This window comes from Halobacterium sp. NMX12-1, from assembly GCF_040435975.1.
GTDB lineage: Archaea > Halobacteriota > Halobacteria > Halobacteriales > Halobacteriaceae > Halobacterium > Halobacterium hubeiense.
Genome location: NZ_CP159204.1, coordinates 106,024 through 128,195, shown reverse-complemented (window position 1 = coordinate 128,195; position 22,172 = coordinate 106,024). Strand labels below are relative to the sequence as shown.

Genomic DNA, 22,172 nt, shown 5'->3' with positions numbered 1-22,172 from the left:
ACTACGTTCCGCTCAGTCGTCGGCCTGCACTCGCTCACTTCGTTCGCTCGTGCAGTGAACCGCTTCGCTCGGGCTTTTCAAGCCGCTCGCTCGCGGATGCTTGTCACTACCGGCGGCGTAGGTTCAAGTAGGAGAGCGGGACCAACCCGAGGCGTGACCTGAATCCGGCGCAGGTCGGTCGAAGCGGGAGCGCGGCGAACCGGCCTGCGTACTTCGCGCCGCCTGTCAGCCCTAGCGAACGATAGTGACCGGCACCGGCGAGCGCCGCACGACGCTCTCGGCGACGCTGCCGAGGAGGATGCGGGAGACGCCCGAGCGGCCGTGGCTCCCCATCACGACGTGGTCGAAGTCGTTCTCCTCGGCGTACTCGACGATGGCGCGGCTCGGTCGCCCGACTTCGGTGGTCGTGTCGATGTTCGTGTCGTACTCGCCGGCGGTCTGCTTGGCCTCGTCGAACAGCTCCTCGGCGGCGTCTTTCGCCTGCTCGAACCACTCCTCGGAGTAGCCCGGCACGGTCGCCTGCGCGGTGTAGCCGGCCTCGATGGGGTCGATAACGTTGATGGCGGTGATTTCGGCGTCCTTGAAGTGTTCGAGGGCGTACTCCAGCGCTTCTTTGGACTGCTCGGAGCCGTCGACGGGAACGAGAATCTTCGTCATGGTGTCGCCTCGAAATTGACCAGCCCGGGTGAAAGTTCTATGGGCCGCGGACCGCCCGACGGGGCGGTGGTCAGTCCCGGCCGTGTCGCGTCAGACACGTCGGCAGTCCCTGAATCTCGACGGGCTCGGAGTTGTCCGGCGAGTAGACGACCATCTGCCCCTTCTCCATGTAGGGGACTTTCGACTGCAGCGACGCCGGGATGTTCACGGCGTTGATGGCGTCCTCGTCCCCGAGGTTCAACACGACCGTCGTGTTCACCTGCTTGAACACGGGGTCGGCGATGTCCTGCGGGTCCTGCGTGATGAGGAACAGGCCGAGGCGCTCCTTGCGGCCCTGCTTGGCGGCCTCCGTGAACTTCCCGACGACCTGGTTCGCCTGCACGCTGTCGGCGTCCGCGAGGAAGTTGTGCGCCTCGTCCATCCCGACCACCAGCGGCGTCTCCTTGATGGACTCGTAGTCGGGGTCGTTCGAGAGCTTCTGGTCGACGAGCAGGCTCGACACCGCCAGCACCACCGTCTCCGCGGCCCGCGAGTTGCTGATGTGGTAGGTCGGCACCACCGACAGCCGGCCCGGCCGCACGAACTGGCGGTCCTCCACGAGCTCCGTAATCGGGCGCGCGTCCTGGTCGAACAGTCCCGACGGCATCCCGTGGACGCGCCGCAGCACGGCCTCGTAGGTCGCCTCGTGGACGCGCCCGGACTCGTCGAGCTCCTCCTTGAGCGCGGGGTCGTCGAGGAACGAGCAGAACTCCTCGTACGTGCCGCCCTGCCCGTACTGTCCGAAGAACCGGTCTAACAGGAGTCGGAGCGCGCCGTACTGGTTGTCGTTGAGGCCGCTGGACGCCACCAGCCACGGGTTGTCCCGCACCATCGAGAACGGCACCGTGAACTCGACGCGCTCGGCGTCGTGGTGGTCGGCGGCGTACGACGCCGACCCGACCTTCGGCACGAACGCGACCGTGTCGTCGTGGCCGCCGTGCGCCAGTCCCTGCGTCTCCCAGCGGCGCTCGTCGCTGGCGTCGGCGTCGGGGTTGTCGTCGTGCATCTGCGCGTACTCGTCCTGCGGGTCGAACTGGACGACCGCCATCCGGCGCTCCGCGCCGCCCGCGTCAACGGGGTAGCGCCGGTCCTCGTGGAGGTACTGCCGGAGCACGTTCTTCGCGGAGTGGGTCTTCCCCGACCCTGTCCCGCCCGCGACGAGCGTGTGCCGGAAGACCAGCGGGTCGCCGGCCTCGTAGTCGTCTTTCACGCGGTAGTCGATGGTCGGCGGCTCTGCGGCGGTCCGGACCTTCTCGCCGCCCACCGAGAGGTGCCCGAGGAACACGCCGTCCTCCGGGATTTTGAGCCCGGTCTTGATTTCGGTGGCGTCGTCGGCTTCTCGGACGACCGTCTCCGGCTTGGGCACGCGGTCGGCCATCCGGCGCTTGAGGTCGTCCCCATCGCGGTAGAGGACGGCGACGGGGTCCAGCTCCGCGAGGAACTTGTAGTCCTGCTCGTCGACGCTTTCGGAGCGCATCGCGCGCCGGGCGTGAATCTCGGTGGCGTCGTCGCTCTGGAACGCCTGCACGTACTCCAGGCCAGTAATCTTGCAGAACAGCTTCTCGCCGCCGGGGTACGGCGCGACGAGGTAGGAGCCCAGTCGGACCGACGACCGGTTGCCCGCGGTGACGTACGCCTTCAGCGCGGTCTCCTGGCCGTCCTCGTGGATGCGCAGGCCTTCGGAGACCGCCAGCGCGCCGAGGCCGTCGTCGCTGCCGGTGTCGTCGAGCTCCGGGCGCTGGAAGTCGTCGTCGCTGTCGGCGTCGGCCGCGTCGTCGCCGCCGTCGTGGTCCGCGAAGTCCCCGAGGTCGCTCATGCTCCCGTCGTGGCGGCGCGCGCACTAACCGCTTTCCCTCGCGGGCGTCCGCGGGCTTATGCCGCTCGCGCCCGTACGACGGGCCATGTTGCTGGTGCGCGGTTCGGCGGCCGGGACGACGCTGACGGGGACGCTGTACGAGCGCGGCGAGGACGCCCCGTCGTTCAAGGGCGCGCCCGACGAGGCGGCGCCGTACGTCTGGGTCTGCGACGAGTTCTACGCCGTCGAGAGCGGCGGGAGCACCCAGGAAGTCGGCGGGCAGGACGTCAACGTCGCCTTCGAGTCGCCGATGCCGCGCGGGTTCGACACGCGCGAGCAGGCGCTGGAGGCGGCCCGCGAGCACGTCCGCACGCAGTTCGCGCGCATCGGCGTCGACCCCGAGGACGTCGAGATCGAGGTCGAGCCCGAGCACGAGGCCGAACTCTAGGCGGTGTAGTCGTCGAACGCGCGCACCGCGATTCTGACGGAGACGGCCGCGAGAACGCCCGTGAGGAGCACGCCGACAGCGAGCGCGCCGGCGTGGACGGCGGCGTCGGTGACGCCGATCGCGTTCGCGAGCTCGCCGGCGGCCGCGGGGACCTGAACGGCGGTGGCGACGCCGCCGGTGAGCAGGAACGCGAGCGTGTAGACGCCGAACGCCCACATCGAGGGGACGACGACTTCGCGGCTGCGGCTGACCGTCGTCGCGTCGTACTTGGGGTAGGTCGTGCCGACGCCGGCCGCCAGTGCAGCGGCGAGTACGGGTAGGACCGCAGCGGCGACAACCGTACAAACGAGTGCGACCGGCGGGAGCGGACTGAGGACGGCGAGCCCGCCCGCGACGGCGGCGGTCAGCGGGACGCCGAAGACGGCGCTGGCGACGACGAGCCCGCCGACGAACTCGCGGCCGGAGACGCCGGAAATCGCGGTGACCGGGAGCACCGCGCCCTCGTCGCCGAGGGGGTTGAGCGTGAACGCGGCGCCGGTCATCCACGCGCCGTACAGCGCGACCGACGGCGGGAGCGACGCGGTGACGCGGCCGGCTTCGACGCTGGCCTGCACTGGCGTCACGAGCAGGAACGCCGGGTACGCGACGAAGACGAGCCGGATGGGGGCGCGGCGGGCGCGCAGCCAGCTCTTGCGCGCGACCCACGCGGGGCGTCGGCCGACGAGGCGGTCGAGCCGACCGCCGGCGACGGAGTCGGTCTCGCGCTCGCCGGCTTCGACGCTCTCGGTGTACCAGCGGCGCTCGGAGAGCCGGACGCTCGCGAGCACGCCGCCCGCGCCGAGGACGACCGAACCGACGACGACGGCTCCGGCTTTCGCCGCGCTCGCGCCCGGGACGACGGCGAGGGTGGCGAGGTCGGCGTACCACGACACCGGCGAGGCTTCCGCGACGTCGAGGATCGGGTCGACGACCTCGTCGAACGTGCCGGAGACGATGAGCCAGAAGTACGCGAGGAAGACGACGGCGCCGATGACGGTCTTGAACCGCGCGACGAGCGCCGACCGGCTGCCGAGGTAGGTTATCGCGGCGCCCAGCGGGAAGCCGACGAGGAACGCGGTGGCGGTGAGCGCGAGCACGGCGAGCGCGGCGAGCGGGAGCGACAACGGCGAGCCAGCGCCGACCGCGAACGCGACCGACGCGACCAGCAGCGGCGCGACGAACAGGCCGGACGCGCGCACGTAGCCCGCGAGCAGTAGCCCGCCGACCACGTCTCGCGCGGGGACCGTCGTGAGGTAGCCGTCGCGGGCGTCGACGTCGCCGAGCTGGATGACGGTCATGTACGCTGCCATGAACAGCGTGAGGGTGGCGAGCGCGGCGGGCACGAGGCCGAGGAGCGAACTCACGTCGCCGGGGTCGGTCGCGACGCCGCGACCGCCGAGGTACGCGCCGTAGGCGGCCGCTGCGGTGAACGCGACGCCGAAGAGGACGACGATGCCGACGGACGCGAGCTGGGCGGTGCTCTTCCCGCGGAGCTTCCGCCACGCGATGCGGAGCTCGTTCGCGGCGATGCGGACGGCGTGGTCGGGGTCCGGGAACGCCGGCATCTCACCCCTCCTCGGCGGCGTCGCCGATGCCGCCGGTGACTTCGAGGAAGACGTCTTCGAGCGTGCGCTCGTCGCCGGCTTCCGCGCGGGTCTTGAGGTGGTCGGGGGAGCCCTCGGTGACGAGGCGGCCGTCGTAGAGGACGCCGACGGTGTCCGCGAGCTCGTCCACCACCGGGAGGATGTGCGTCGAGAGGAAGACGGTGGCGTCGCCCTCGGTGAGGTCGGCGATGGTGTCGCGGACGGTGCGGGCGGCCCGCGGATCCAGCCCGGACGTGGGCTCGTCGAGGAACAGCACGTCCGGGTCGTGGAGCATCGCCTGGATGATGCCGACCTTCTGTTTCATCCCCTTGGAGTACGCGGAGATGCGCTTGTCGGCGTCGCCGGCCAGCGAGAAGCGGTCGAGCAGGTCCTCGATGCGCGTCTCGGCCTCCGCTTCGGGGAGGTCGCGGAGGCCGGCGATGTAGCGGAGTTGCTCGCGGCCCGTGAGTTCGGCGTGCAGCGGCGGCTCCTCGGGGAGGTAGCCGACGTTCGAGACGACGGCGTCTCGGTCCGCGACGTCCGCGCCCGCGACCGTCGCGGTGCCGTCGGTGGGCTCCGTGAGCGTCGTGAGCATCCGCATCGTGGTCGTCTTCCCGGCGCCGTTCGGCCCGAGGAAGCCGTAGACGCTGCCGGCGGGGATGGCCAGCTCCAGTCCCTCGACGGCGGTCTCGTCGCCGTACCGCTTCGTGAGGTTGCGCGTCTCGATGGCGCGGTCGGTCATTGCTGGGGACTGCTGGCTCCCCGTGCTTAAAGGTGGACGCGGGTTCGCGGGCCGCGCAATCAGGCGTCGGGCCAGCGCTGGTCGTCATAGTTCTCGTCGCGGCGGCTGTCGAAGGACTGTTCGAGCTTGCGGACGAGTTCCTCCTTCTCGGTAGCGCCGATGCGCGCGAGCTCGTCGGCCTTCCCGACGGGCTTCGGCGGCCCGGCTTCCGCGGCGACCTGACTGGTGACGTAGCGCTCGACGGCGTCCCGGCAGTCCTCGCTGTCGGCGAACGCGCGCGGTAGTTCGACCTTGTGCACGAGGTCCGTGCGGGGGTCGTAGACGACGAAGAACGCGACCTCGTAGCACTCCGCGGGGAGTTCGCGTTCGACGCCGAGTTCGCTCGCGTCGGCGAACACGCCGTCGGCGCCGAGCGTGGACGTGAACCAGCCCGTCCACGCGAGTTCGTCCGTGATGCGGTGGTACTCCTGCCCGTCGAACTCGCGGCGCTCCAGAACCTGCCCGAAGAACGCGGCGTCGCTGGCCCACGGCGTCGGGCGGCCGCGGTCGCGGAGCGCGCGCACGAGCGCCTGGCTCGCCGGACTCTTCACGAAGCCAGCCAGCGGCACGTCCTTGTCGGCGAAGCGCTCGACGAGGCGGACGTAGTTCTCCAGCACCTCGCCGACGAGCTCGTTCTCGGTGACGAGGTCCGCGAGGCTGGCGTGGCGGTCCGCCCAGTTCACGAGCTGCTTGGGGTAGACTGGCCCGTCCAGCAACAGGAGGTCGTCCACGGCGTCGGCGTGTTCGAGGGCGTGGTGGCTCTCCGCGAGGTAGAGCGCGAGCCCGTGGACGACGCGCTCCTGGTCGCGGGCCAGCGGCGCGGTGTGGACGATGCGGCCGCGGCTGTACCCCTCGTCCCACTTGCGCCAGTCGGTGTCGGTGCGGACGGTGACGTCGTTGGAGTGGACGCTCGTGATGACGGTGCGCGAGCGGTGGAGGTCGAGGTCGCTGGGCGTCGCGCTCATTGCGGCCTGCGCGAGGTCCAACACGAGCCCGTTCTTGAATGTCTTCGGGTTGATAGTCCCCGAGTCGAGGCCGTGGGCGGTGTCGAACGGCGACGGCTGGAGCGCCAGTTCCTCGACGTCCGCGGCCGAACGGCGCTGCTCGGCCAGCGGCTCCAGCACGGGGCCGTCGTCGCCGTACAGCGGGTCGAGGTAGTTCGCCCACGTCTCCTCGGCGACGTCGCGGTGCTCCTCGGCGTCCACCTCGTGGCGGATGCGGCTCGCGAGGTCCGCGATGCCGTCGAAGTGGACGGGGTCGAGGGTCATGGACTCCCCTCGGGCGCGGAGCGCCAAATACCCCGCCGTTCGCGCGGCCCCGACCCGCGATTTCTTTACTCGCGCTAACCGCCGGATGGCGGCGTTTACTCGCGGACGAGCTAACTTTTGTCAGAATAGTTAAATGGTCGCGGGAGAGAGGGCGAAGTAGATGTCGCGGGACGACTCCACGGTCAACTGGCGACGCACCGACGACGGCGTGGAACTCTACGACGAGGCCGACTCCGACGCCTGGATTCGGATGGCCGTAGAGCCCGGCGCGCCCGCCGAGGAGCGACCGTACAGCGTCTGCCCCGAGTGCGGGCTCGTCGCCGCACAGCGCACCGTCCCCGGCCGCCACATGGTGTGCGCGGACTGCGGCGCGGAGTTCGACGTCGGCGAGACGCCGGACGCCCGCGCGCCCGACGGCGACTGACGCCGGTCGCAGGCGACACGTAAATACGGGCGGCCTGCGGACTCCCGACCATGCAGGCCGCGCTGGTGATTCTCGACGGCTGGGGGCTCGCCGACCACGACCACCTGAACGCAGTCGAAGCCGCGGACACGCCGACCTTCGACGACTACGCCGAGCGCGGCGGCTCCGGCACGCTGACCACTCACGGCCGCGAGGTCGGGCTGCCGCGCGGTCAGATGGGCAACAGCGAGGTCGGCCACCTCACCATCGGCTCCGGCCGGGTCGTCCTCCAGGAGTACACCCGCATCAACGACGCCATCGCGGACGGCGAACTCTGCCAGAACGACGCCATCAGCGGCGCGCTCGACCACGTCGAACGCACGGGCGGGCGCCTCCACGTGATGGGACTGGTCAGCGACGGCGGCGTCCACTCCGACCACGAACACCTCCACGCGCTCCTCGAATGCGCGGCGAGCCGCGACCTCCCCGCGACCACGCACGCGTTCACGGACGGCCGCGACACCGCGCCCCACGGCGGCGAAGACTACCTCCAGACGCTCCAGGAGGTCGCCGACGAGTACGGCACCGGCGACGTCGCCACCGTCACCGGGCGGTACTACGCGATGGACCGCGACCAGAACTGGGAGCGCACGAAGCGCGCCTACGACGCCATCGTGAACCGGGACGGCGACCACCGCGCCGACTCCGCCGTCGAAGCAGTTCAGGAGAGTTACGACCGCGGCGACACGGACGAATTCGTCGAACCCACTGTCGTCGAGGGCGGGGACGCCCTGAGCGAGGGCGACGCGGTCGTCTTCTGTAACTTCCGCGCGGATCGCGCGCGCCAGCTCGTCCGGATGCTCGCCGACATCCGCCCCGAGGACTGGGAGGCCGAGGGCGTCACGACCGAGCCGCCGGCGGTGCCGGTGGCGACGATGACCGACTACGACGAGACGTTCGACCTCCCGGTCGCCTTCGAGTCCGAGCGCCCCGCGGACACCCTCGGTGAAGTGCTCGCCGAGCACTCCCTGACCCAACTGCGGGTCGCCGAGTCCGAGAAGTACCCCCACGTGACGTACTTCCTGAACGGCGGCCGCGAGGTGGAGTTCGCGGGCGAGCGCCGGGAAATCGTGGAGAGCCCGGACGTCCCGACGTACGACCTCGCGCCCGAGATGAGCGCCGCGGGCGTCACCGACGTCGCGCTCGACGTGCTCGACGCCGACGACCCGGACGTGCTCGTGTTGAACTACGCGAACCCCGACATGGTCGGCCACACCGGCGACTACGAGGCCGCCATCGAGGCCGTCGAGACCGTCGATAGCCAGCTCGCCCGGCTCGTCCCCGCGCTCCGCGAGGCCGGCGCCGACGTCCTCCTCACCGCCGACCACGGGAACGCCGACGACATGGGTACCCGCGACGACCCCCACACCGCGCACACGTTCAACCCCGTCCCGTTCGTCCACCTCCCCGCGGAGGAGGGCGACGAGGGCGCCACCGACGTTCGCGACGACGGCGCGCTCCGGGACGTGTCGCCGACGCTGTTGGACCTGCTCGGCGTAGAGAAACCGACGGCGATGACCGGCGAGTCGCTGCTGGAGTAGCTACCGGCGGTCGTCCCGTTCGCGGGACACGCGCTCGCGGGCCTCCTCGCGGCTCATCCGGTCGGTGTCCTCCGCCTCCGAACGCACCAGCGAGTAGAGCACGAGCGGCGCGGCGACGGCGAAGAGGGTGAACAGCACGAACAGGGCGGCTTCGGCCATGCCCGGCCGTAGCCCGCCCAGCCCCGTAGTCGTTGTGTCAGTCCGCGCGGTAGACGACCTTGCCGTCCACGACGGTCGCCGTCACGTCGATGTCCCGAATCGCCTCGGGCTGCTCCCACGGCGACTCGTCCAGCACCACGAAGTCCGCGAGCGCGCCCTCCTCGATTGTTCCCTGTTCGTCCTCGCGGAAGCCGGCGTACGCGCCGCCGGCGGTGTACGCGCGCAGGGCGTCCGTGACCGAGAGCGCCTGCGACTCCGCGGGCGGGTTCACGGCGTAGTGAACGCCCAAGAGGGGGTCGAGGGGCATGCAGTCGCTGCCGAACGCCAGCGGCACGTCCGCGTCGCGGTAGGCGGGGAAGCGATTGCTCGCCTCGCGGCGCTCCGTGCCGAGGCGGTCCTCGTAGAGTCCTTCGCAACCCGCCCACTTCAGGAAGTTCGGCTGCATCGACGCCACCACGCCCAACTCACTCATCCGCTCGATGGCGTCGTCGCTGGCTAGCTCCGAGTGTTCGATGCGGTGGCGGCTCGCGCCGGCGTCCGCGCAGTCCTCGTAGGCGTCCAGCACCGCGTCGATGGCCTCGTCGCCGATGGCGTGCGCGGTCACTTGCAGGCCGGCGTCGTCCGCGCGCGCTACGAACTCCCGGAGTTCGTCAGGCTCGACGACCCACTGCCCGGTCTCGTCGGGGGCGTCCGCGTACGGCTCGGAGAGCTTCGCGGTGTGGCCGCCGAGGCTCCCGTCGGTGTACGTCTTCACGCCGCCGACTTCGACCATCTCGGAGCCGTGGTTCGTGCGGAGGCCGGTTTCGAGGAGTGCGTCGAGGTGGTCGCTCCAGTAGTTCAAGCGCACGCGCACTGTCAGTTCGCCTGCGAGGTCCAACTCGCGGAACGCCCGCGGCGAGTGCGACTGCCGCACCATGTCGTGGACGGCGGTGACGCCCCGCTCGTTGGCCTCCCGCTGGGCCGCGCGTAGTAGGTCCTCGGTCTCCTCGGGGTCGGGCTCAGTCGCCGCGTACACGACTTCGACGGCGTCCTCCACGATGCGGCCGTCGTCGAGCACGTCGCCGTCGGGCATCTCGTCGCCGTACGCGTCGAGCGCGGCGGCGTTCACGGTCGCGGTGTGCATGTCCTCGCGGATGGCCGCCACCGGGCGCTCGTCGCTGACGGCGTCGAGGTCGGACTGGTGGAGGTCGTCGGCGTCCCACGCGGACTCGTCGTAGCCGTAGCCCAGCACCCACTCGTCGTCCGTCTCCGCCGCTCGCTCCTGCAGCCGTTCCGTGACTTCCTCGGGGCCGCTCGCGCCGCGCAGGTCCGCGTGGACGCCGTGCTGGCCGACCGTCTCCATGTGCGTGTGCGCGTCCACGAACCCGGGGAGGACGACGCCGCCGTCGAGGTCGAGAACCTCGGTGCCCGTGCCGACGAGGAACTCGACGTCGTAGTCGTTGGCGAGCCGGACGACGCGACCGTCCCGGACCGCCAGCGCGTCGTAAGTCTCGTCGCTGTCGCCGAGCGTGTGGACCTCGCCGTTTCGCAACACGAGGTCGGCTGCCGCAGTCATGTCTCGAAGGCGGGCGGCCGGCCGCTTAGACGTTCGGGAAGCGGCCGGCGGCGCCGCACACCGGCCGAAAGGGCAACCTTCAGGGCGCCGCGCGAGTACCCACCGGTATGACCGACGCCAGCGACCTCGCCGACCGCGTGCAGGCCGGCGACCTCCGGCTCTACGAGCTCGAAGACCACGCGGACGCCGACACCGCGGCCGCGGCGCGCCGCGAACTCCTCGAACGCGAGACGGACGCCACCCTCGACGCGTCGGGGGCGTTCGCGTTCGACGCCGACGAGGTGGACCCGAACGTCGAGAACCTCGCGGGCGGCACCCAGCTCCCGCTGGGCGTCGCCGGCCCGCTGTCCGTCTCGGGCGGCAGCGCGGACGGCGAGTTCTACCTCCCGCTGGCGACCACGGAGGGCGCACTCGTCGCCTCGGTCAACCGCGGCTGCTCGGCGATTACCGCGGCGGGCGGCGCGAACGCCCGCGTGACGAAAGTCGGGATGACGCGCGCACCCGTCTTCCGCGTCGAGGACGTCACGGAGGGCGCGGAGGTCGCGGAGTGGGTGGAGGAGAACTTCGACGCGCTCCGCGAGGCCGCCGAGGACACCACGAGCCACGGCGAACTCACCGAGGTCACGCCGTACGTCGTCGGGGACAGCGTCTACCTCCGGTTCGCCTACGACACGAAGGACGCGATGGGGATGAACATGGCCACCATCGCCACCGAAGCGGCGGCGGGCGTGGTGGAGGCGGAGACGCCCGCGGAACTGGTCGCGCTCTCCGGGAACCTCTGCTCGGACAAGAAGCCCGCCGCCATCAACGCGGTGGAGGGCCGCGGCCGCACCGTCACCGCAGACGTCACCATCCCTCGCGAGGTCGTCGAGGAGCGCTTCGACACCACCCCCGAGGCCATCGAGGAGGCGAACACCCGGAAGAACCTGATTGGCTCCGCGAAGGCCGGGAGTCTCGGGTTCAACGCGCACGCCGCGAACACCGTCGCCGCCGTCTTCCTCGCGACCGGGCAGGACGCCGCGCAGGTGGTCGAGGGGTCGAACGCCATCACGACCGTTGAGGACAGGGGCGACGAGCTGTACGCCTCGGTGAACCTCGCGAGCCTCGAAGTCGGCACCGTCGGCGGCGGCACGAAGCTCCCGACCCAGCGCGAAGCCTTGGACGTGCTGGGTGTGCGCGGCGGCGGCGACCCCGCCGGTTCGAACGCGAACGCGCTCGCGGAAATCATCGCGGCGGGCGCGCTCGCCGGCGAACTCAGCCTGCTCGCGGCGCTGGCGTCCCGCCACCTCTCCTCGGCGCACGAGGAGCTCGGGCGCTGACGGCGCCACTTTCAGTTTCAGTCCGCGGCAGACGCGGAGTTATTTTCCCGGTGGTCGTCGAGTAGAATATGAACGCCCACACCGACGACGAGCCGGATGGCCGGTCGCGAGTGGTGAGCGTACTCCGCGTGCTGAAGCTCCTGCTCACCGTGCTCGTGCTCGCGCTGACGCTGCTGCGCGCGCTCTCCGGCGGCCCGCTCTAATCTACCGCCAGCCAGACGAGGTACGCGCCCGCCGCCAGCACGACCGCGACCCCAGCGATGGTCGTCGCCTCGCTCTCGACGGTCTCGCCCACGAGCAAGAGCAGCCAGCCGCACACCGCGAGCAGGTGGCCGACGCCGTGCTGGTGGTCGCCGGCGAGCACGCGCACGACGGCCGCGAGCGCGAACCCGGCCGCCCCCACGCCAGCCAGCACCGCGAGCGTGGACGCGCCCGGCACCGGCCACGACGGGTCTGTGCTCGCCAGCACGACGACTGCGGCGCCGCTCACGAGCGCTACCCCCACGACGACCTGCCAGACGCGCGCCGTCCGTCCGTCCATCGTCGGAACGGTGCACAGCCACCGGCAAGAACGTGTGGGTCGCCGGCTACAACAACCGCAAGCCGCCGTCGGTCTCGGTGACGTCGCCGGCGCGCCGGAGCTTCTGCAGCGCGCGCTCGACGTAGTCGCCGCCGACGCCGTGCTCCGCGGCGAACGCCTTCACCTCTGACTCCGTGGGTTCGTCGAGCTCTCGGAGCGCCGTCCGCACGGCCTCCCGCTTCCCGAGACTCCGCCCGGACTGCTCGACGCGCTCCTCGACGGCCAACACCTCCTCGGTGTCCACGCCCGCGGAGTCGAGGAACTCCTCGTCGCTCATCCCCGCGTCCTCGGCGAAGTCGCCGAGCGTCGTGAAGTCCTCCAGCTCCGCGAACGCCTCGCCGTGGCCCGCGCGGTTCGCGAGCATCGACGCCCGCACCTCGCGGGCGTGGTCCTCGTCGTCGGTCTCCACGAACGTCCGGAGCTTCGAGAACTGGTGGCGCTTCTCGCAGCGCGGACACCCCGAGGTGTCGGGGCGGCCCTCCACGACCCACAGCGCGCCGCAGTCCGAGCAGCCGACGACGGCGTACGTCATCACCTCCGAGTCGGGCGGCGTCGCTGATAAACGTCCCGTCCGCGCGGGCCGCGAACGCGGGCAACCTTGATTGCGGTCCGCGTCGTCGTCCCCGACGTGACCGCCTCTCACCGCGGCGACCGCTGGTGGCAGCCGATTGCCGCCCTCGCCGCCACGTTCCCCGTCGCGCTCGCGTTCAGTCTCGTCCTCCCGCCCGACGTGTTCTCGATGCTCCCGTTGCTCGCGGTCATCGCCGCCGGCTTCGCGCTCGCGCTGTGCTCGCCGGCGTTCGTCCACTTCGACCGGCAGTACCTCGCCGCAGAGCGCTCGTGGACGCCGTCCGTGCTGTACTACGTGATGGTCGGCCCCGCCGTCGCGCCGTTCGTCGCCGCGGCCTACGTCTACCAGCGCCACCGGCGCGTCGGCGTGCCCGCGACCCCGCTCTAAGCGTCGCCGCCACGCGGAGCTTTTTGCGGGCGCGCGCCGTCGGCTCGCGCATGGAGACAGGCTCCCTCGCGTACCACGACCCCGTGGAAGCAGTCGACGGCGTCTACCTCGCGGAACTGGCCGTCGGCGAGAACATGAGCGTCCAGCACTTCGAAATCGAGCCCGGCGCGGACGTCCCCGAGCACGACCACCACCACGAGCAGGCCGGCTTCGTCTACGAGGGGGAACTCACGTTCCTCGTGGACGGCGAGGAGTTCACGGTCGGCGCCGGCGACGGCTACACGATTCCCGGCGGCGAGCCCCACGCCGCGCTCAACGAGGGCGACGAAGTCGCTCGCGGCGTCGACATCTTCTCGCCGCCCCGGGAGAACCCCGACTGGCAGGACTGAGCTACCGCTGGACCGCGAACCCCTCTTCTTCGAGGATGTCTTTCACGCGGTCCTCGTGGTCGCCCTGCACTTCGACGCTGGTCTCCTTGGCCGTGCCGCCGGCGCCGAGGCGCTTCTTCAGCGTCGTCGCCACGTCCCCGACGTCAGTGACGTCCGGTTCGAACCCCTCGACGACCGTGACCGGCTTGTCGTAGGTTCGGCGCTCGACGCGCACGGACAGCTCCTGTTCGGCCCGCGCGATGTCCTCCATTCCCGGTACGTCGATGCCGCCGAAGTCGTCGTCCTCTGACACGCTAGCGCGTACGCCGTCGGGACGCATATGCGTCGTGGCCGCCGCGGCGCTGGCCGGTAGCGCGCGAAAGAAAAACGGGACATCGGTGGTGCGTTACGCGAGGTCTTCGATGTCCTCGGCGCGAGCCGAGGGTTCGAGAATCGAGCTATGCGAGATTCTCGATACGCTCGACGACTTCCTCGGCGTACTCGGAGGTGGAGAGCTTGACGCCGCCCTCGACCTGCCGTTCGAGGTCGTAGGTGACGCGGTGCTCGCTAATCTGGGCCTCGACGGCCTCGTGGACGAGGTCGGCGGCGTCGTCCCAGCCGATGTACTCCAGCATGAGCTTGCCGGAGAGAATCATCGCGGTCGGGTTCGCCTTGTCCTTGCCGGCGTGCTTGGGCGCGGAGCCGTGGACGGGCTCGGCGAGCACGCGGCCGTCGCCGAAGTTCGCGCCGGGCGCGATGCCGAGGCCGCCGATCTGGGCGCCCGCGGCGTCGCTGAGGTAGTCGCCGTTGAGGTTCGGCATCGCGAGGACGTCGTAGTTGTCCGTGCGCGTCAGCAGCTGCTGGAGCATGTTGTCCGCGATGCGGTCCTTGACGACGACCTTGTCCTCGGGGGCTTCGCCGTCGTACTCCTCCCAGAGGGTGTCCTCGTCGATGGTCTGCTCGGGGAAGTCCTCCTCGGCGACCTCGTAGCCCCAGTCGCGGAACGCGCCCTCGGTGAACTTCATGATGTTGCCCTTGTGGACGAGCGTCACCGAGTCACGGTCGTTCTCGATGGCGTACTCGATGGCGCGGCGAACGAGGCGCTTCGTGCCGAACTCCGAGATGGGCTTGATGCCGATGCCGACGTCGCCCTGGTGGATGGTCTCGTCGAAGCCCATGTCGTCCTCGACGAAGTCGCGTACCTCCTCGACGTCGTCGGTGCCGGCCTCCCACTCGATGCCGGCGTAGACGTCCTCGGTGTTCTCCCGGAAGTTCACCATGTCCATCTCCTCGGGGTTCTTCACGGGGGACGGGACGCCGTCGAGGTAGTAGGTCGGTCGGACGTTCGCGTAGAGGTCGAGCTTCTTGCGGAGCGCGACGTTGAGGCTGCGGAAGCCGGCGCCGACGGGCGTCGTCAGCGGGCCCTTGATGGCGACGCGGTGCTCGCGGATGGCCTCGACGGTGTCCTCGGGGAGGTTCTCGTCGTACTCGTCGCGGGCGCTGCCGCCGGCGAGCACGCGCGCCCACTCGATGTTGCGTCCTGTCGCCTCAGCGGCGGCGTCCAGTACTTTCTGCGCGGCGGGCGCGACGTCCTTCCCGATGCCGTCCCCGAAGATGATGGGGATGATGGGGTTGTCGGGGACCTCGATTTCGTCGGTTTCCTCGTCGTAGGTAATCTTCTCCCCGCTCTCGGGGATGTCGACGTTCTCGTAGCTCATAGTCGTATGAAGGTCACCCGATGCGCCTAAAAGGACTGCTGTTTCGCGCAGGCACGTCAACACGCCACGTAGCGCGACGCTCCGCCCGCGACGTGACGGGAATCCGCACACACTAAGCGTCCGGCCCCGGCAGGTCGCCGTATGCAAGTCATCGTACACGGCGGCGCGGGCACGACCGTCGAGGAGCCGGTGCCGCGACAGGCGACGCTCGACGAGGCCGCCGACGCGGGCGCGAGCGAGAACGACCCCGTGGACGCGGTCGAAGCCGCGATTCGCGTGCTCGAAGCCGACACCCGATTCAACGCCGGGACGGGCGGCGCGGTCCAGTCCGACGGCGTGATTCGCACCGACGCGGGCGTGATGACATCTGACCGCGACGCGGGCGCGGCGGCGTCGATGCCCGGCGTCGAGGCCGCTATCTCGGTCGCGCGCGCCGTGATGGAGGAGACCCCCCACGTCCTGTTGAACGGCGTCCACGCGGTCGATTTCGCCGACGACGTGGGCGTGGACGTGGCGTGCGACCTCTGGAGCGAGGACACCCGAGAGCGCTGGGACGACCTCGACGACCACCCCGAGGGGAGCCCGCTCGACCACCTGGAGTGGATTCAGGACAAGTTCGGTTCCACGGACCCCGAGGGCCGCGACCAGAAGGACCACGACACGGTCGGCGCGGTCGCGTTCGACGGCGAGAAACTGGCAGCGGCGACCTCGACCGGCGGCCGCTGGCTCGCGCTCGCGGGCCGCGTCGGCGACGTTCCTCAGATTGGCTCGGGGTTCTACGCCGCGCCTGCGGGCGCGGCCTCCGCGACGGGCGCCGGTGAGGACATCGCGAAGGCGACGCTGACGCGGCGCGCGGTCCGGCACCTCGAATCCGGGCTGGACGCGCAGGCCGCCGCCGACCGCGCAATTGAGGAGTTCGGCGAGCTCACCGGGTCGTCGGCGGGCGTCATCGTGCTCGGGAGCGACGGGACAGTCGGGGAGGCGTTCAACTCCGAGCAGATGCAGACAGCGAGGGCTCGAACGGAGTGAGAGCCCTCGGTATCGCGAACGGCGAACAGAGTGAGCCGTGAGCGGCGAAGGTCTGAGCGAAGTGAGGCTCCTCGTTATTGCGAGCGGGGAGCGAAGCGACCCGCGAGCCGCGCGGAAGTGAGCGGAGACCCGCGTTACGACGAGCGGGGAGCGACTCTCGCGTTCGGTCACGAGCGTTCGTTTCGGGCGTCGCGCGCCTAGTCCCGCAACCTCTTTCCCGCGTTCGGGCCAACTCCGTGGTATGGCAGACAGCGTGGAAGTCGGTTCCGAGGCCTACGAGAAGTACGTCGAGGCCGGCGAGATTCTGACCGAAGTGATGGAGGAGGCGGCCGACCGCGTGGAGGTCGGCGTCACGCAACTGGAGGTCGCGGAGTTCGCCGAGGAGCGCATCCGCGAGCTCGGCGGGGAGCCGGCGTTCCCCGTGAACATCAGCGTGGACGAGGAGGCGAGCCACGCGGCGCCGGGCGCGGACGACGGCACGGAGTTCGGCGAGGAGATGGTGTGTCTGGACGTCGGCGTGCACGTGGACGGCCACATCGCGGACGCCGCGACGACCGTCGACCTCTCCGGGAACCCCGAACTCGTGGAGGCCGCCGAGGAGGCCCTCGACGCCGCCGTGGACGCCGTGGAGCCGGGCGTCCACACGGGCGAAATCGGCGCCGAGATTCAGGACGTCATCGAGGCGTACGGCTACAACCCCGTGGTGAATCTGACCGGCCACGGCGTGGACGTCTTCGACGCGCACACGGGGCCGAACGTCCCGAACCGCGAACTGGAGTCGGGCACCGAACTGGAGGTCGGGGACGTGCTCGCCATCGAGCCGTTCGCGACCGACGGCACGGGGAAGGTCTCGGAGGGCTCGGCCACCGAGATTTACGAGGTCGTCGGCGAGGGCAGCGTCCGGGACCGCCGCGCGCGCCAGCTGCTGGACGACCTCGAACAGTTCGACGGCCTGCCGTTCGCGGCGCGGTGGCTGGACGCGCCGCGCGCGGAGATGAGCCTGCGGCGCTTGGAGATGGCGGACGTGGTGCGGTCGTACCCGGTGCTGAAGGAGCGCGAGGGCGCGCTCGTCAGTCAGGACGAGCACACGCTCGTCGTCACCGAGGACGGCTGCGAAGTCACGACGAACTGACTGTCGCGGTTAGCCAGCGACCGGAGGACGGACCGGCGACTGCGGCGTTCGAGTCCGCCTCCCGCGTTTGCTTCGATCGCAGGGCGAAAATGAGGGTGTCACGCGTTGTTCATGCGCTTGGCGCGCACGTCGCCGCACTCCCGGCAGGTCGTGACGCGATACGGCTCCCGGGAGAACGCCGCGTTCTGGTCGTCGGCACTCTCCGTCCGGAGTTCGACGGTGACCGTGTGCGGGGTCTCGCGACCGCAGGTCTCGCACGGTTCGGTCATGGCGTCCGCCTGTGGGGTCTTGCTGGCCATCGGTACCACTCGTTTCCAATAACGGACGCCGGACGTAAGTAACCCCCCAAAGCGGTGAATGTGAACAGTTGACATACTCGCCACCGAAAAGCACCTGACGCGGGCCGCCGACGCCCCGGTATGGACCAGGTGTTCGCGCCGTGGCGCATCGAGTGGGTCGAACGCGAGGACAAGAACGAGGACGTCGACTGCGTGTTCTGCGAGTACCCCGAGCGCGGCGACGACCGCGAACACCTCGTGGTCGCGCGCGCCGAGCACGCGTTCGTGATGCTGAACAACTACCCCTACAGCCCCGGGCACTGTATGGTCATTCCGCACGCGCACACCGGCGACTACACCGACCTCGACGACGAGACGCTGCTCAGTCACGCCCGCCTCAAGCAGGCGACGTTCGACGCCATCGAGGACGCGTTCGGGCCGGCGGGGTTCAACGCCGGCCTCAACCTCGGCGGGGACGCCGCGGGCGGCAGCATCGACGACCACCTCCACACGCACGTCGTGCCGCGCTGGAGCGGCGACACGAACTTCATGCCCGTCATCGGCGACACGAAAGTCATCGTGGAGGCGCTCGACGAGTCCTACGACCGTCTCCACGAGGCGTTCGCCGCCCACGAGGCCGCCGAACCCACCGACTCGGGCGCCCCGTTCCTCGATTTCGACTGAATCGAAACACCGAACCTCCCGGGTCGGATACGTCGGGGTGATGGAGCGGCGTTCCGCGGTCCGACGCGTCGGCGGCGTCGTCTTCGCGGCGAACCTCGCGCTCGTCGCCGCGAAGGGCGTCGTCTGGTGGACGACGGGCAGCATCGCCGTCGGCTCCGAGGCCGTCAACAGCCTCGCAGACGTGGCGTACTCGCTGGTCGTGCTCGGCGGCCTCTACCTCACGACGCAGCCGCCGGACTTCGAGCACCCGCACGGCCACGAGCGCATCGAACCGTTCGTTTCGCTGTTCGTCGCGGTCGGCGTGCTCGCGGCCGGCGCGGGCGTCATCTGGTCGGCGTCCACGTCCCTGATGGCGGGGTCGTACGGCCGCAGCGCCGGCATCGCGGGCGTCGTCGTGCTCGCCGGGACCGCGCTCGGGAAGTACGCGCTCTACTACTACTGTCTGGACGTCGCGGAGCGCCACCACTCGCCGGCGATTCGCGCGACCGCGCTCGACAACCGCAACGACATCCTCACCGCGGGCGCGGCGCTGGCGGGCGTGCTCGGTTCGGCCGCCGGCTACCCGATTTTGGACCCGCTGGCGGCGCTCGTGGTCGCGCTCGGCATCCTCTACACGGGCTACGAAATCGTCCGCGACAACGTCAACTACCTCGTGGGGGCCGCACCCCCCGAAGACCTCCGGCGGGAGATTCTCGACCGCGCGCTCACCCACCCCAAGGTGGAGGGCGCCCACGACGTCGTCGCCCACTACGTCGGCCCGGAGGTCGACGTCAGCCTCCACGTCGAGGTGGAGGGCGAGATGACGCTGTACGAGGCCCACGACATCGAGACCGAAATCATCCAGTCCGTGCGCGAGATTCCCGAGGTCGACGACGTGTTCGTCCACGTGGACCCGAAAGAGCTCGGCGAGTGGAAGGACGACGGGCCCGCGTAGCCCGCGCGCTCGCCGCCGGAACGGCAGGAACTTCTTTCAGGGCGCGCGCCGAAGCGCCGCTCATGAGCGAGGCCCGACAGCTCCAGTGTCTCGAGTGCGGTCGCACCGCCCCGCTGAACGGCGACTGGGAGTCCGGCACGCACCCGACGCTCGGGTCGATGACGAAGTGCCCCGGCTGCGGGAGCACGAACGTCCAGACGAAGCGGTGAGTGCTCGCGGCGGCTGCGAGCGTTCCCGCACCGTCAAGTGACGCCGGCGCGACCCCTCGCGTATGCCCGGACAGCCGTGGCCGGTACTCGGCAGCACCGCCCTGACGCTCGCCGTCGCGGCCAGCGCGGGTCTCGTCGCCGCACTCGCCACTTTCCGCGCCGCCGACCAGCCGCCCCGGCGGGCCGCCGCGCTCGTCGGTGTTCCGGTGGCTATCGCGTCGCTCGCCCTGTGGTGGGTCGCCCGGTACTCGGCGGCGTACCCGTTCCCCGACTACGGCAGTCTGCACGTGCTCGCCGGCTGGCTCGCGCTCGCGTTCGTCGTCCTCGCCGCGCAGGTCGGCCTCGCCGCGTACGCGTTCGCGCGGTGGCGACTCGTCGCCGGCCCGGTCGCCGCGTTCGCCGCCGTCACCGCGACGTGGTACTACTTCCTCCGAATCGGCGGCGAGACGGACGTCCTGTGGCTGTGGGCGGCGCTCGCCGCTCCCGTGCTGCTGGCGGCGACCGCGCTCACCGTCGGCATCGAGTACGGCGCGCGCCGGGCCGCGGGACAGGTCGAGGCCTGAGAATCAGACGGGCTCGCCGAACGCGTAGACGGTCTGGTGGCCGGTGACCTCGACGGTCGCGAAGTCCCCGGGTTCGAGCCCGTGCTCGCTGGCGTTCTGGACGATAATCTGCCGGTAGCTGTCGTCGTAGCACTTCACGGAGTCGCCGGTCCCTTGCTCGGTGACGAGGACGTTCCGCTCGGTGCCGACCATCGCCTCGTGGGCGTCGCCGACCACGTCCATCTTCAGGTCGGTCATCGCCTTCGAGCGGTCCTTCTTCGTCTGCCCACCCAGGCCCTTCATCTCCGCGGCGTCCGTGCCGGGGCGCTTGGAGAACCGCGTGACGTTGATTTTCTCCGGGCGCGTCTCCCGCAGGAGCGCCATCGACTGCTCGTGGTCGTGGTCGGTCTCGGTGGGGAAGCCGACGATGAAGTCCGTCGAGAGCGTCCACTCGTCGAGGTAGTCGTCGAACGTCTCCACGATGTCGACGTACTGTTCGACCTCGTGCTGGCGGCGCATGTCCTCGAGCACGTCGTCGCTGCCGGACTGCACGGGCGCGTGCAGGAAGTTGTAAATCTCGTCGTGCTCGGCGAACACCTCGGCGAGCTCCTCGCGGATGCCGTGGACGCCGCCCGGGTTCGCCATCCCGACGCGGACGCGGAACTCGCCCTCGATTTCGGTGGCGATGCGCTCCAGTAGCTCGGGGAGCTTGCGCTCGCCGTCGTCCCAGCCGTAGACGCCGGTGTCCTGGCCGGTGATGCGAATCTCCTTCGCGCCGGCGTGGACGAGCGCCCGCGCCTTCTCGACGTTCTCCTCGACGGGCGGGGAGTCCACGCGCCCGGTCGCCTGCTTCGTGATGCAGTACGAGCAGTTGCTCATGCAGCCGCGGGCGATGGGGAGGATGCCGATGACGCCGTCCAGAATCGGCTCGGCGTCCGGCGTCGTCGTCGGGCACTCGCCGTTCGTCACGGCCTCGGGCACGTCGTCCCAGTGCAGAACTTGGGCGTCCACGTCCGCTTGCGCGAACTCCTCGCCCTGCGCGAGCGCCATGCAGCCCGTGACGATGAGGTCGGCCGTCTCGTCTTCGAGTTCCTCGGCCCGCCGGAGCATGTTGCGCTCCGTCTTCTCCACGACCGTACAGGTGTTGAGGATGGCGACGTCCGCCTCGTCGGCCCCCTCGACCTTGTGGTGGCCGGCGTCGCGGAGGCGCCGCTCGATTTCGCGGCTCTCGCCGCGGTTCGAGGTACACCCGTACGTCTCGATGTGGTACTGGGCCATGCGTTGACCCAATCGTTGGCCGCCCGCGGGCAAAAGTACGACGATAGCCGGCGACGCTCCCGGCGAGCCCCGCCTACTCGTCGAACGTCTCCACGACGTTCACGCCCGACGAGGCGCCGATGCGCTCGGCGCCCGCGTCGAACATCGCCTGCGCGTCCTCGTAGTCGCCGACGCCGCCGCTGGCCTTCACGGGGAGGTACTCGCTCATCAGCTCCACGTCCGGCACGGTCGCGCCGCCGTCGGAGAACCCGGTCGCGGTCTTCACCATGTCCGCGCCCGCGTCCTTCGCGGCCTGACACGCGTCGCGTTTCTCCGCGTCGTCGAGCAGCGGCGTCTCGATGATGACCTTCACCGGGAGCGGCGTGGCGTCCACGACCGCTTCGAGGTCCTCGCGCACGGCGTCCAGTTCGCCGGCCTTCAGGCGGCCGACGTTCGTCACGACGTCGAGTTCGTCCGCGCCGTCCTCGTGGGCGAGTTCGGCCTCGCTGGCCTTCGCCGCTGGCGTGTTCTGGCCGTGCGGGAACCCGACGACGGTCGCGACCGTGAGGTCGTCGGGGGCGTAGCTGCGCACGTCGGCGACGTAACACGGCGGGATGCAGACGTTCATCCCGTACTCGTCGGCTTCCTCGACGACGCGCTCGACGTCGGCTGGGGTCGTCTCGGGGCCGAGCACGGTGTGGTCGATGCGCGCGGCGAGGTCCTCGCGGTTCATGTGGTAATAAAAAGCATCTTTCGTTAAAATATTGGCGATGAGTTCGACTGACGGGCGCTGAGTTGTCGCTTCTGATAACGCGCCCTCAAACCTTAAGTAAGGG

27 protein-coding genes are annotated in these 22,172 nt (G+C 70.2%); 13 read left to right on the top strand and 14 right to left on the bottom strand.

All coding sequences use genetic code 11. The features are described 5' to 3' along the window. Positions 1-231 precede the first annotated feature (231 nt). Both ABSL23_RS01950 and ABSL23_RS01945 read right to left on the bottom strand, forming a co-directional pair. The gene (locus tag ABSL23_RS01950; protein WP_353634557.1) at positions 232-657 is read right to left on the bottom strand and encodes a universal stress protein; all 426 of its coding nucleotides are present in this window, start codon (positions 655-657) and stop codon (positions 232-234) included. Positions 658-727: 70 nt separating this feature from the next. Continuing rightward, positions 728-2,512: an ATP-binding protein gene (locus tag ABSL23_RS01945; protein WP_353634556.1), complete on the bottom strand. Its 1,785-nt coding sequence runs from the start codon at positions 2,510-2,512 to the stop codon at positions 728-730. 85 nt (positions 2,513-2,597) lie between these two features. Here ABSL23_RS01945 and ABSL23_RS01940 point away from each other — a divergent pair, with 85 nt between their 5' ends. After that, a complete protein-coding gene (locus ABSL23_RS01940; protein ID WP_353634555.1) occupies positions 2,598-2,939 on the top strand; it encodes a hypothetical protein in 342 nt (113 codons plus the stop codon). On the opposite strand, the gene ABSL23_RS01935 is transcribed toward ABSL23_RS01940, so the two are convergent. From ABSL23_RS01935 to ABSL23_RS01925, 3 genes are read right to left on the bottom strand one after another with little or no spacing between them, the layout of a single operon-like run. Next, on the bottom strand, positions 2,936-4,543 hold the full coding sequence (locus ABSL23_RS01935) for a hypothetical protein (protein WP_353634554.1): 1,608 nt from the start codon (positions 4,541-4,543) through the stop codon (positions 2,936-2,938). The two genes, ABSL23_RS01940 and ABSL23_RS01935, sit on opposite strands and share 4 nt — an antisense overlap. 1 nt (position 4,544) lies before the next feature. Further along, positions 4,545-5,303, bottom strand: coding sequence for an ABC transporter ATP-binding protein (locus ABSL23_RS01930; protein ID WP_353634553.1), 759 nt, complete (start codon positions 5,301-5,303; stop codon positions 4,545-4,547). A gap of 59 nt (positions 5,304-5,362) precedes the next feature. Next, a complete protein-coding gene (locus ABSL23_RS01925; RefSeq protein WP_353634552.1) occupies positions 5,363-6,610 on the bottom strand; it encodes a DNA double-strand break repair nuclease NurA in 1,248 nt (415 codons plus the stop codon). A 160-nt stretch (positions 6,611-6,770) separates the two neighbouring features. On the opposite strand from ABSL23_RS01925, the gene ABSL23_RS01920 reads away from it, so the two are divergent. After that, positions 6,771-7,034, top strand: a complete 264-nt coding sequence (locus tag ABSL23_RS01920) for a hypothetical protein (protein ID WP_059057589.1) — start codon at positions 6,771-6,773, stop codon at positions 7,032-7,034. Between the two features lie 50 nt (positions 7,035-7,084). Further along, positions 7,085-8,614, top strand: a complete 1,530-nt coding sequence (gene gpmI, locus ABSL23_RS01915; protein ID WP_353634551.1) for a 2,3-bisphosphoglycerate-independent phosphoglycerate mutase — start codon at positions 7,085-7,087, stop codon at positions 8,612-8,614. Here the strand turns inward: gpmI and ABSL23_RS01910 are convergent, their stop codons facing one another. Then, the gene (locus ABSL23_RS01910) at positions 8,615-8,773 is read right to left on the bottom strand and encodes a hypothetical protein (RefSeq protein ID WP_353634550.1); all 159 of its coding nucleotides are present in this window, start codon (positions 8,771-8,773) and stop codon (positions 8,615-8,617) included. A 37-nt stretch (positions 8,774-8,810) separates the two neighbouring features. Continuing rightward, the gene (locus ABSL23_RS01905; protein ID WP_353634549.1) at positions 8,811-10,328 is read right to left on the bottom strand and encodes an amidohydrolase; all 1,518 of its coding nucleotides are present in this window, start codon (positions 10,326-10,328) and stop codon (positions 8,811-8,813) included. 107 nt (positions 10,329-10,435) lie between these two features. Here ABSL23_RS01905 and hmgA point away from each other — a divergent pair, with 107 nt between their 5' ends. Further along, positions 10,436-11,647 (top strand): hydroxymethylglutaryl-CoA reductase (NADPH), encoded by a 1,212-nt coding sequence (hmgA, locus tag ABSL23_RS01900; protein WP_353634548.1) that lies wholly within the window; start codon positions 10,436-10,438, stop codon positions 11,645-11,647. Between the two features lie 68 nt (positions 11,648-11,715). Further along, the gene (locus ABSL23_RS01895) at positions 11,716-11,850 is read left to right on the top strand and encodes a hypothetical protein (protein ID WP_256943839.1); all 135 of its coding nucleotides are present in this window, start codon (positions 11,716-11,718) and stop codon (positions 11,848-11,850) included. Here the strand turns inward: ABSL23_RS01895 and ABSL23_RS01890 are convergent. Further along, positions 11,847-12,188: a hypothetical protein gene (locus tag ABSL23_RS01890; RefSeq protein ID WP_353634547.1), complete on the bottom strand. Its 342-nt coding sequence runs from the start codon at positions 12,186-12,188 to the stop codon at positions 11,847-11,849. The two genes, ABSL23_RS01895 and ABSL23_RS01890, sit on opposite strands and share 4 nt — an antisense overlap. Before the next feature lie 46 nt (positions 12,189-12,234). Then, entirely contained in the window at positions 12,235-12,759 is a 525-nt protein-coding gene (locus ABSL23_RS01885; RefSeq protein WP_353634546.1) for a DUF5817 domain-containing protein, read from the bottom strand. A 96-nt stretch (positions 12,760-12,855) separates the two neighbouring features. Here ABSL23_RS01885 and ABSL23_RS01880 point away from each other — a divergent pair, with 96 nt between their 5' ends. Together ABSL23_RS01880 and ABSL23_RS01875 are read left to right on the top strand one after the other, a co-directional pair. Then, positions 12,856-13,185, top strand: a complete 330-nt coding sequence (locus tag ABSL23_RS01880) for a hypothetical protein (protein WP_353634545.1) — start codon at positions 12,856-12,858, stop codon at positions 13,183-13,185. Between the two features lie 50 nt (positions 13,186-13,235). Then, complete coding sequence (locus ABSL23_RS01875; protein WP_353634544.1) at positions 13,236-13,574, top strand: cupin domain-containing protein; 339 nt, start codon at positions 13,236-13,238, stop codon at positions 13,572-13,574. A 1-nt stretch (position 13,575) separates the two neighbouring features. Here the strand turns inward: ABSL23_RS01875 and ABSL23_RS01870 are convergent, their stop codons facing one another. Then, positions 13,576-13,866 carry a translation initiation factor gene (locus ABSL23_RS01870; protein ID WP_353634543.1) on the bottom strand — a complete coding sequence of 97 codons (291 nt, stop codon included), beginning with the start codon at positions 13,864-13,866 and terminating at the stop codon, positions 13,576-13,578. A gap of 145 nt (positions 13,867-14,011) precedes the next feature. Beyond that, positions 14,012-15,271: an isocitrate dehydrogenase (NADP(+)) gene (icd, locus tag ABSL23_RS01865; RefSeq protein ID WP_353634542.1), complete on the bottom strand. Its 1,260-nt coding sequence runs from the start codon at positions 15,269-15,271 to the stop codon at positions 14,012-14,014. 141 nt (positions 15,272-15,412) lie between these two features. On the opposite strand from icd, the gene ABSL23_RS01860 reads away from it, so the two are divergent. Together ABSL23_RS01860 and map are read left to right on the top strand one after the other, a co-directional pair. Further along, positions 15,413-16,300 (top strand): isoaspartyl peptidase/L-asparaginase, encoded by an 888-nt coding sequence (locus ABSL23_RS01860; protein WP_353634541.1) that lies wholly within the window; start codon positions 15,413-15,415, stop codon positions 16,298-16,300. 241 nt (positions 16,301-16,541) lie between these two features. Further along, a complete protein-coding gene (gene map / locus ABSL23_RS01855) occupies positions 16,542-17,432 on the top strand; it encodes a type II methionyl aminopeptidase (RefSeq protein WP_353634540.1) in 891 nt (296 codons plus the stop codon). A 98-nt stretch (positions 17,433-17,530) separates the two neighbouring features. Here the strand turns inward: map and ABSL23_RS01850 are convergent, their stop codons facing one another. Next, complete coding sequence (locus ABSL23_RS01850) at positions 17,531-17,731, bottom strand: hypothetical protein (RefSeq protein WP_059057577.1); 201 nt, start codon at positions 17,729-17,731, stop codon at positions 17,531-17,533. Between the two features lie 120 nt (positions 17,732-17,851). On the opposite strand from ABSL23_RS01850, the gene ABSL23_RS01845 reads away from it, so the two are divergent. The 4 genes from ABSL23_RS01845 to ABSL23_RS01830 all read left to right on the top strand — a co-directional run bounded on the left by ABSL23_RS01845 (position 17,852) and on the right by ABSL23_RS01830 (position 20,100). Next, the gene (locus ABSL23_RS01845; protein WP_059057576.1) at positions 17,852-18,394 is read left to right on the top strand and encodes an HIT domain-containing protein; all 543 of its coding nucleotides are present in this window, start codon (positions 17,852-17,854) and stop codon (positions 18,392-18,394) included. Between the two features lie 40 nt (positions 18,395-18,434). Then, positions 18,435-19,328, top strand: coding sequence for a cation diffusion facilitator family transporter (locus tag ABSL23_RS01840; RefSeq protein WP_059057575.1), 894 nt, complete (start codon positions 18,435-18,437; stop codon positions 19,326-19,328). Positions 19,329-19,390: 62 nt separating this feature from the next. Continuing rightward, a complete protein-coding gene (locus tag ABSL23_RS01835) occupies positions 19,391-19,537 on the top strand; it encodes a hypothetical protein (protein WP_353634539.1) in 147 nt (48 codons plus the stop codon). Between the two features lie 62 nt (positions 19,538-19,599). Continuing rightward, positions 19,600-20,100 carry a hypothetical protein gene (locus ABSL23_RS01830; protein WP_353634538.1) on the top strand — a complete coding sequence of 167 codons (501 nt, stop codon included), beginning with the start codon at positions 19,600-19,602 and terminating at the stop codon, positions 20,098-20,100. A 3-nt stretch (positions 20,101-20,103) separates the two neighbouring features. Here the strand turns inward: ABSL23_RS01830 and ABSL23_RS01825 are convergent, their stop codons facing one another. Continuing rightward, complete coding sequence (locus ABSL23_RS01825) at positions 20,104-21,357, bottom strand: tRNA (N(6)-L-threonylcarbamoyladenosine(37)-C(2))-methylthiotransferase (protein ID WP_353634537.1); 1,254 nt, start codon at positions 21,355-21,357, stop codon at positions 20,104-20,106. 73 nt (positions 21,358-21,430) lie between these two features. Continuing rightward, positions 21,431-22,069 (bottom strand): deoxyribose-phosphate aldolase, encoded by a 639-nt coding sequence (gene deoC, locus ABSL23_RS01820; protein WP_353634536.1) that lies wholly within the window; start codon positions 22,067-22,069, stop codon positions 21,431-21,433. Positions 22,070-22,172 lie beyond the last annotated feature (103 nt).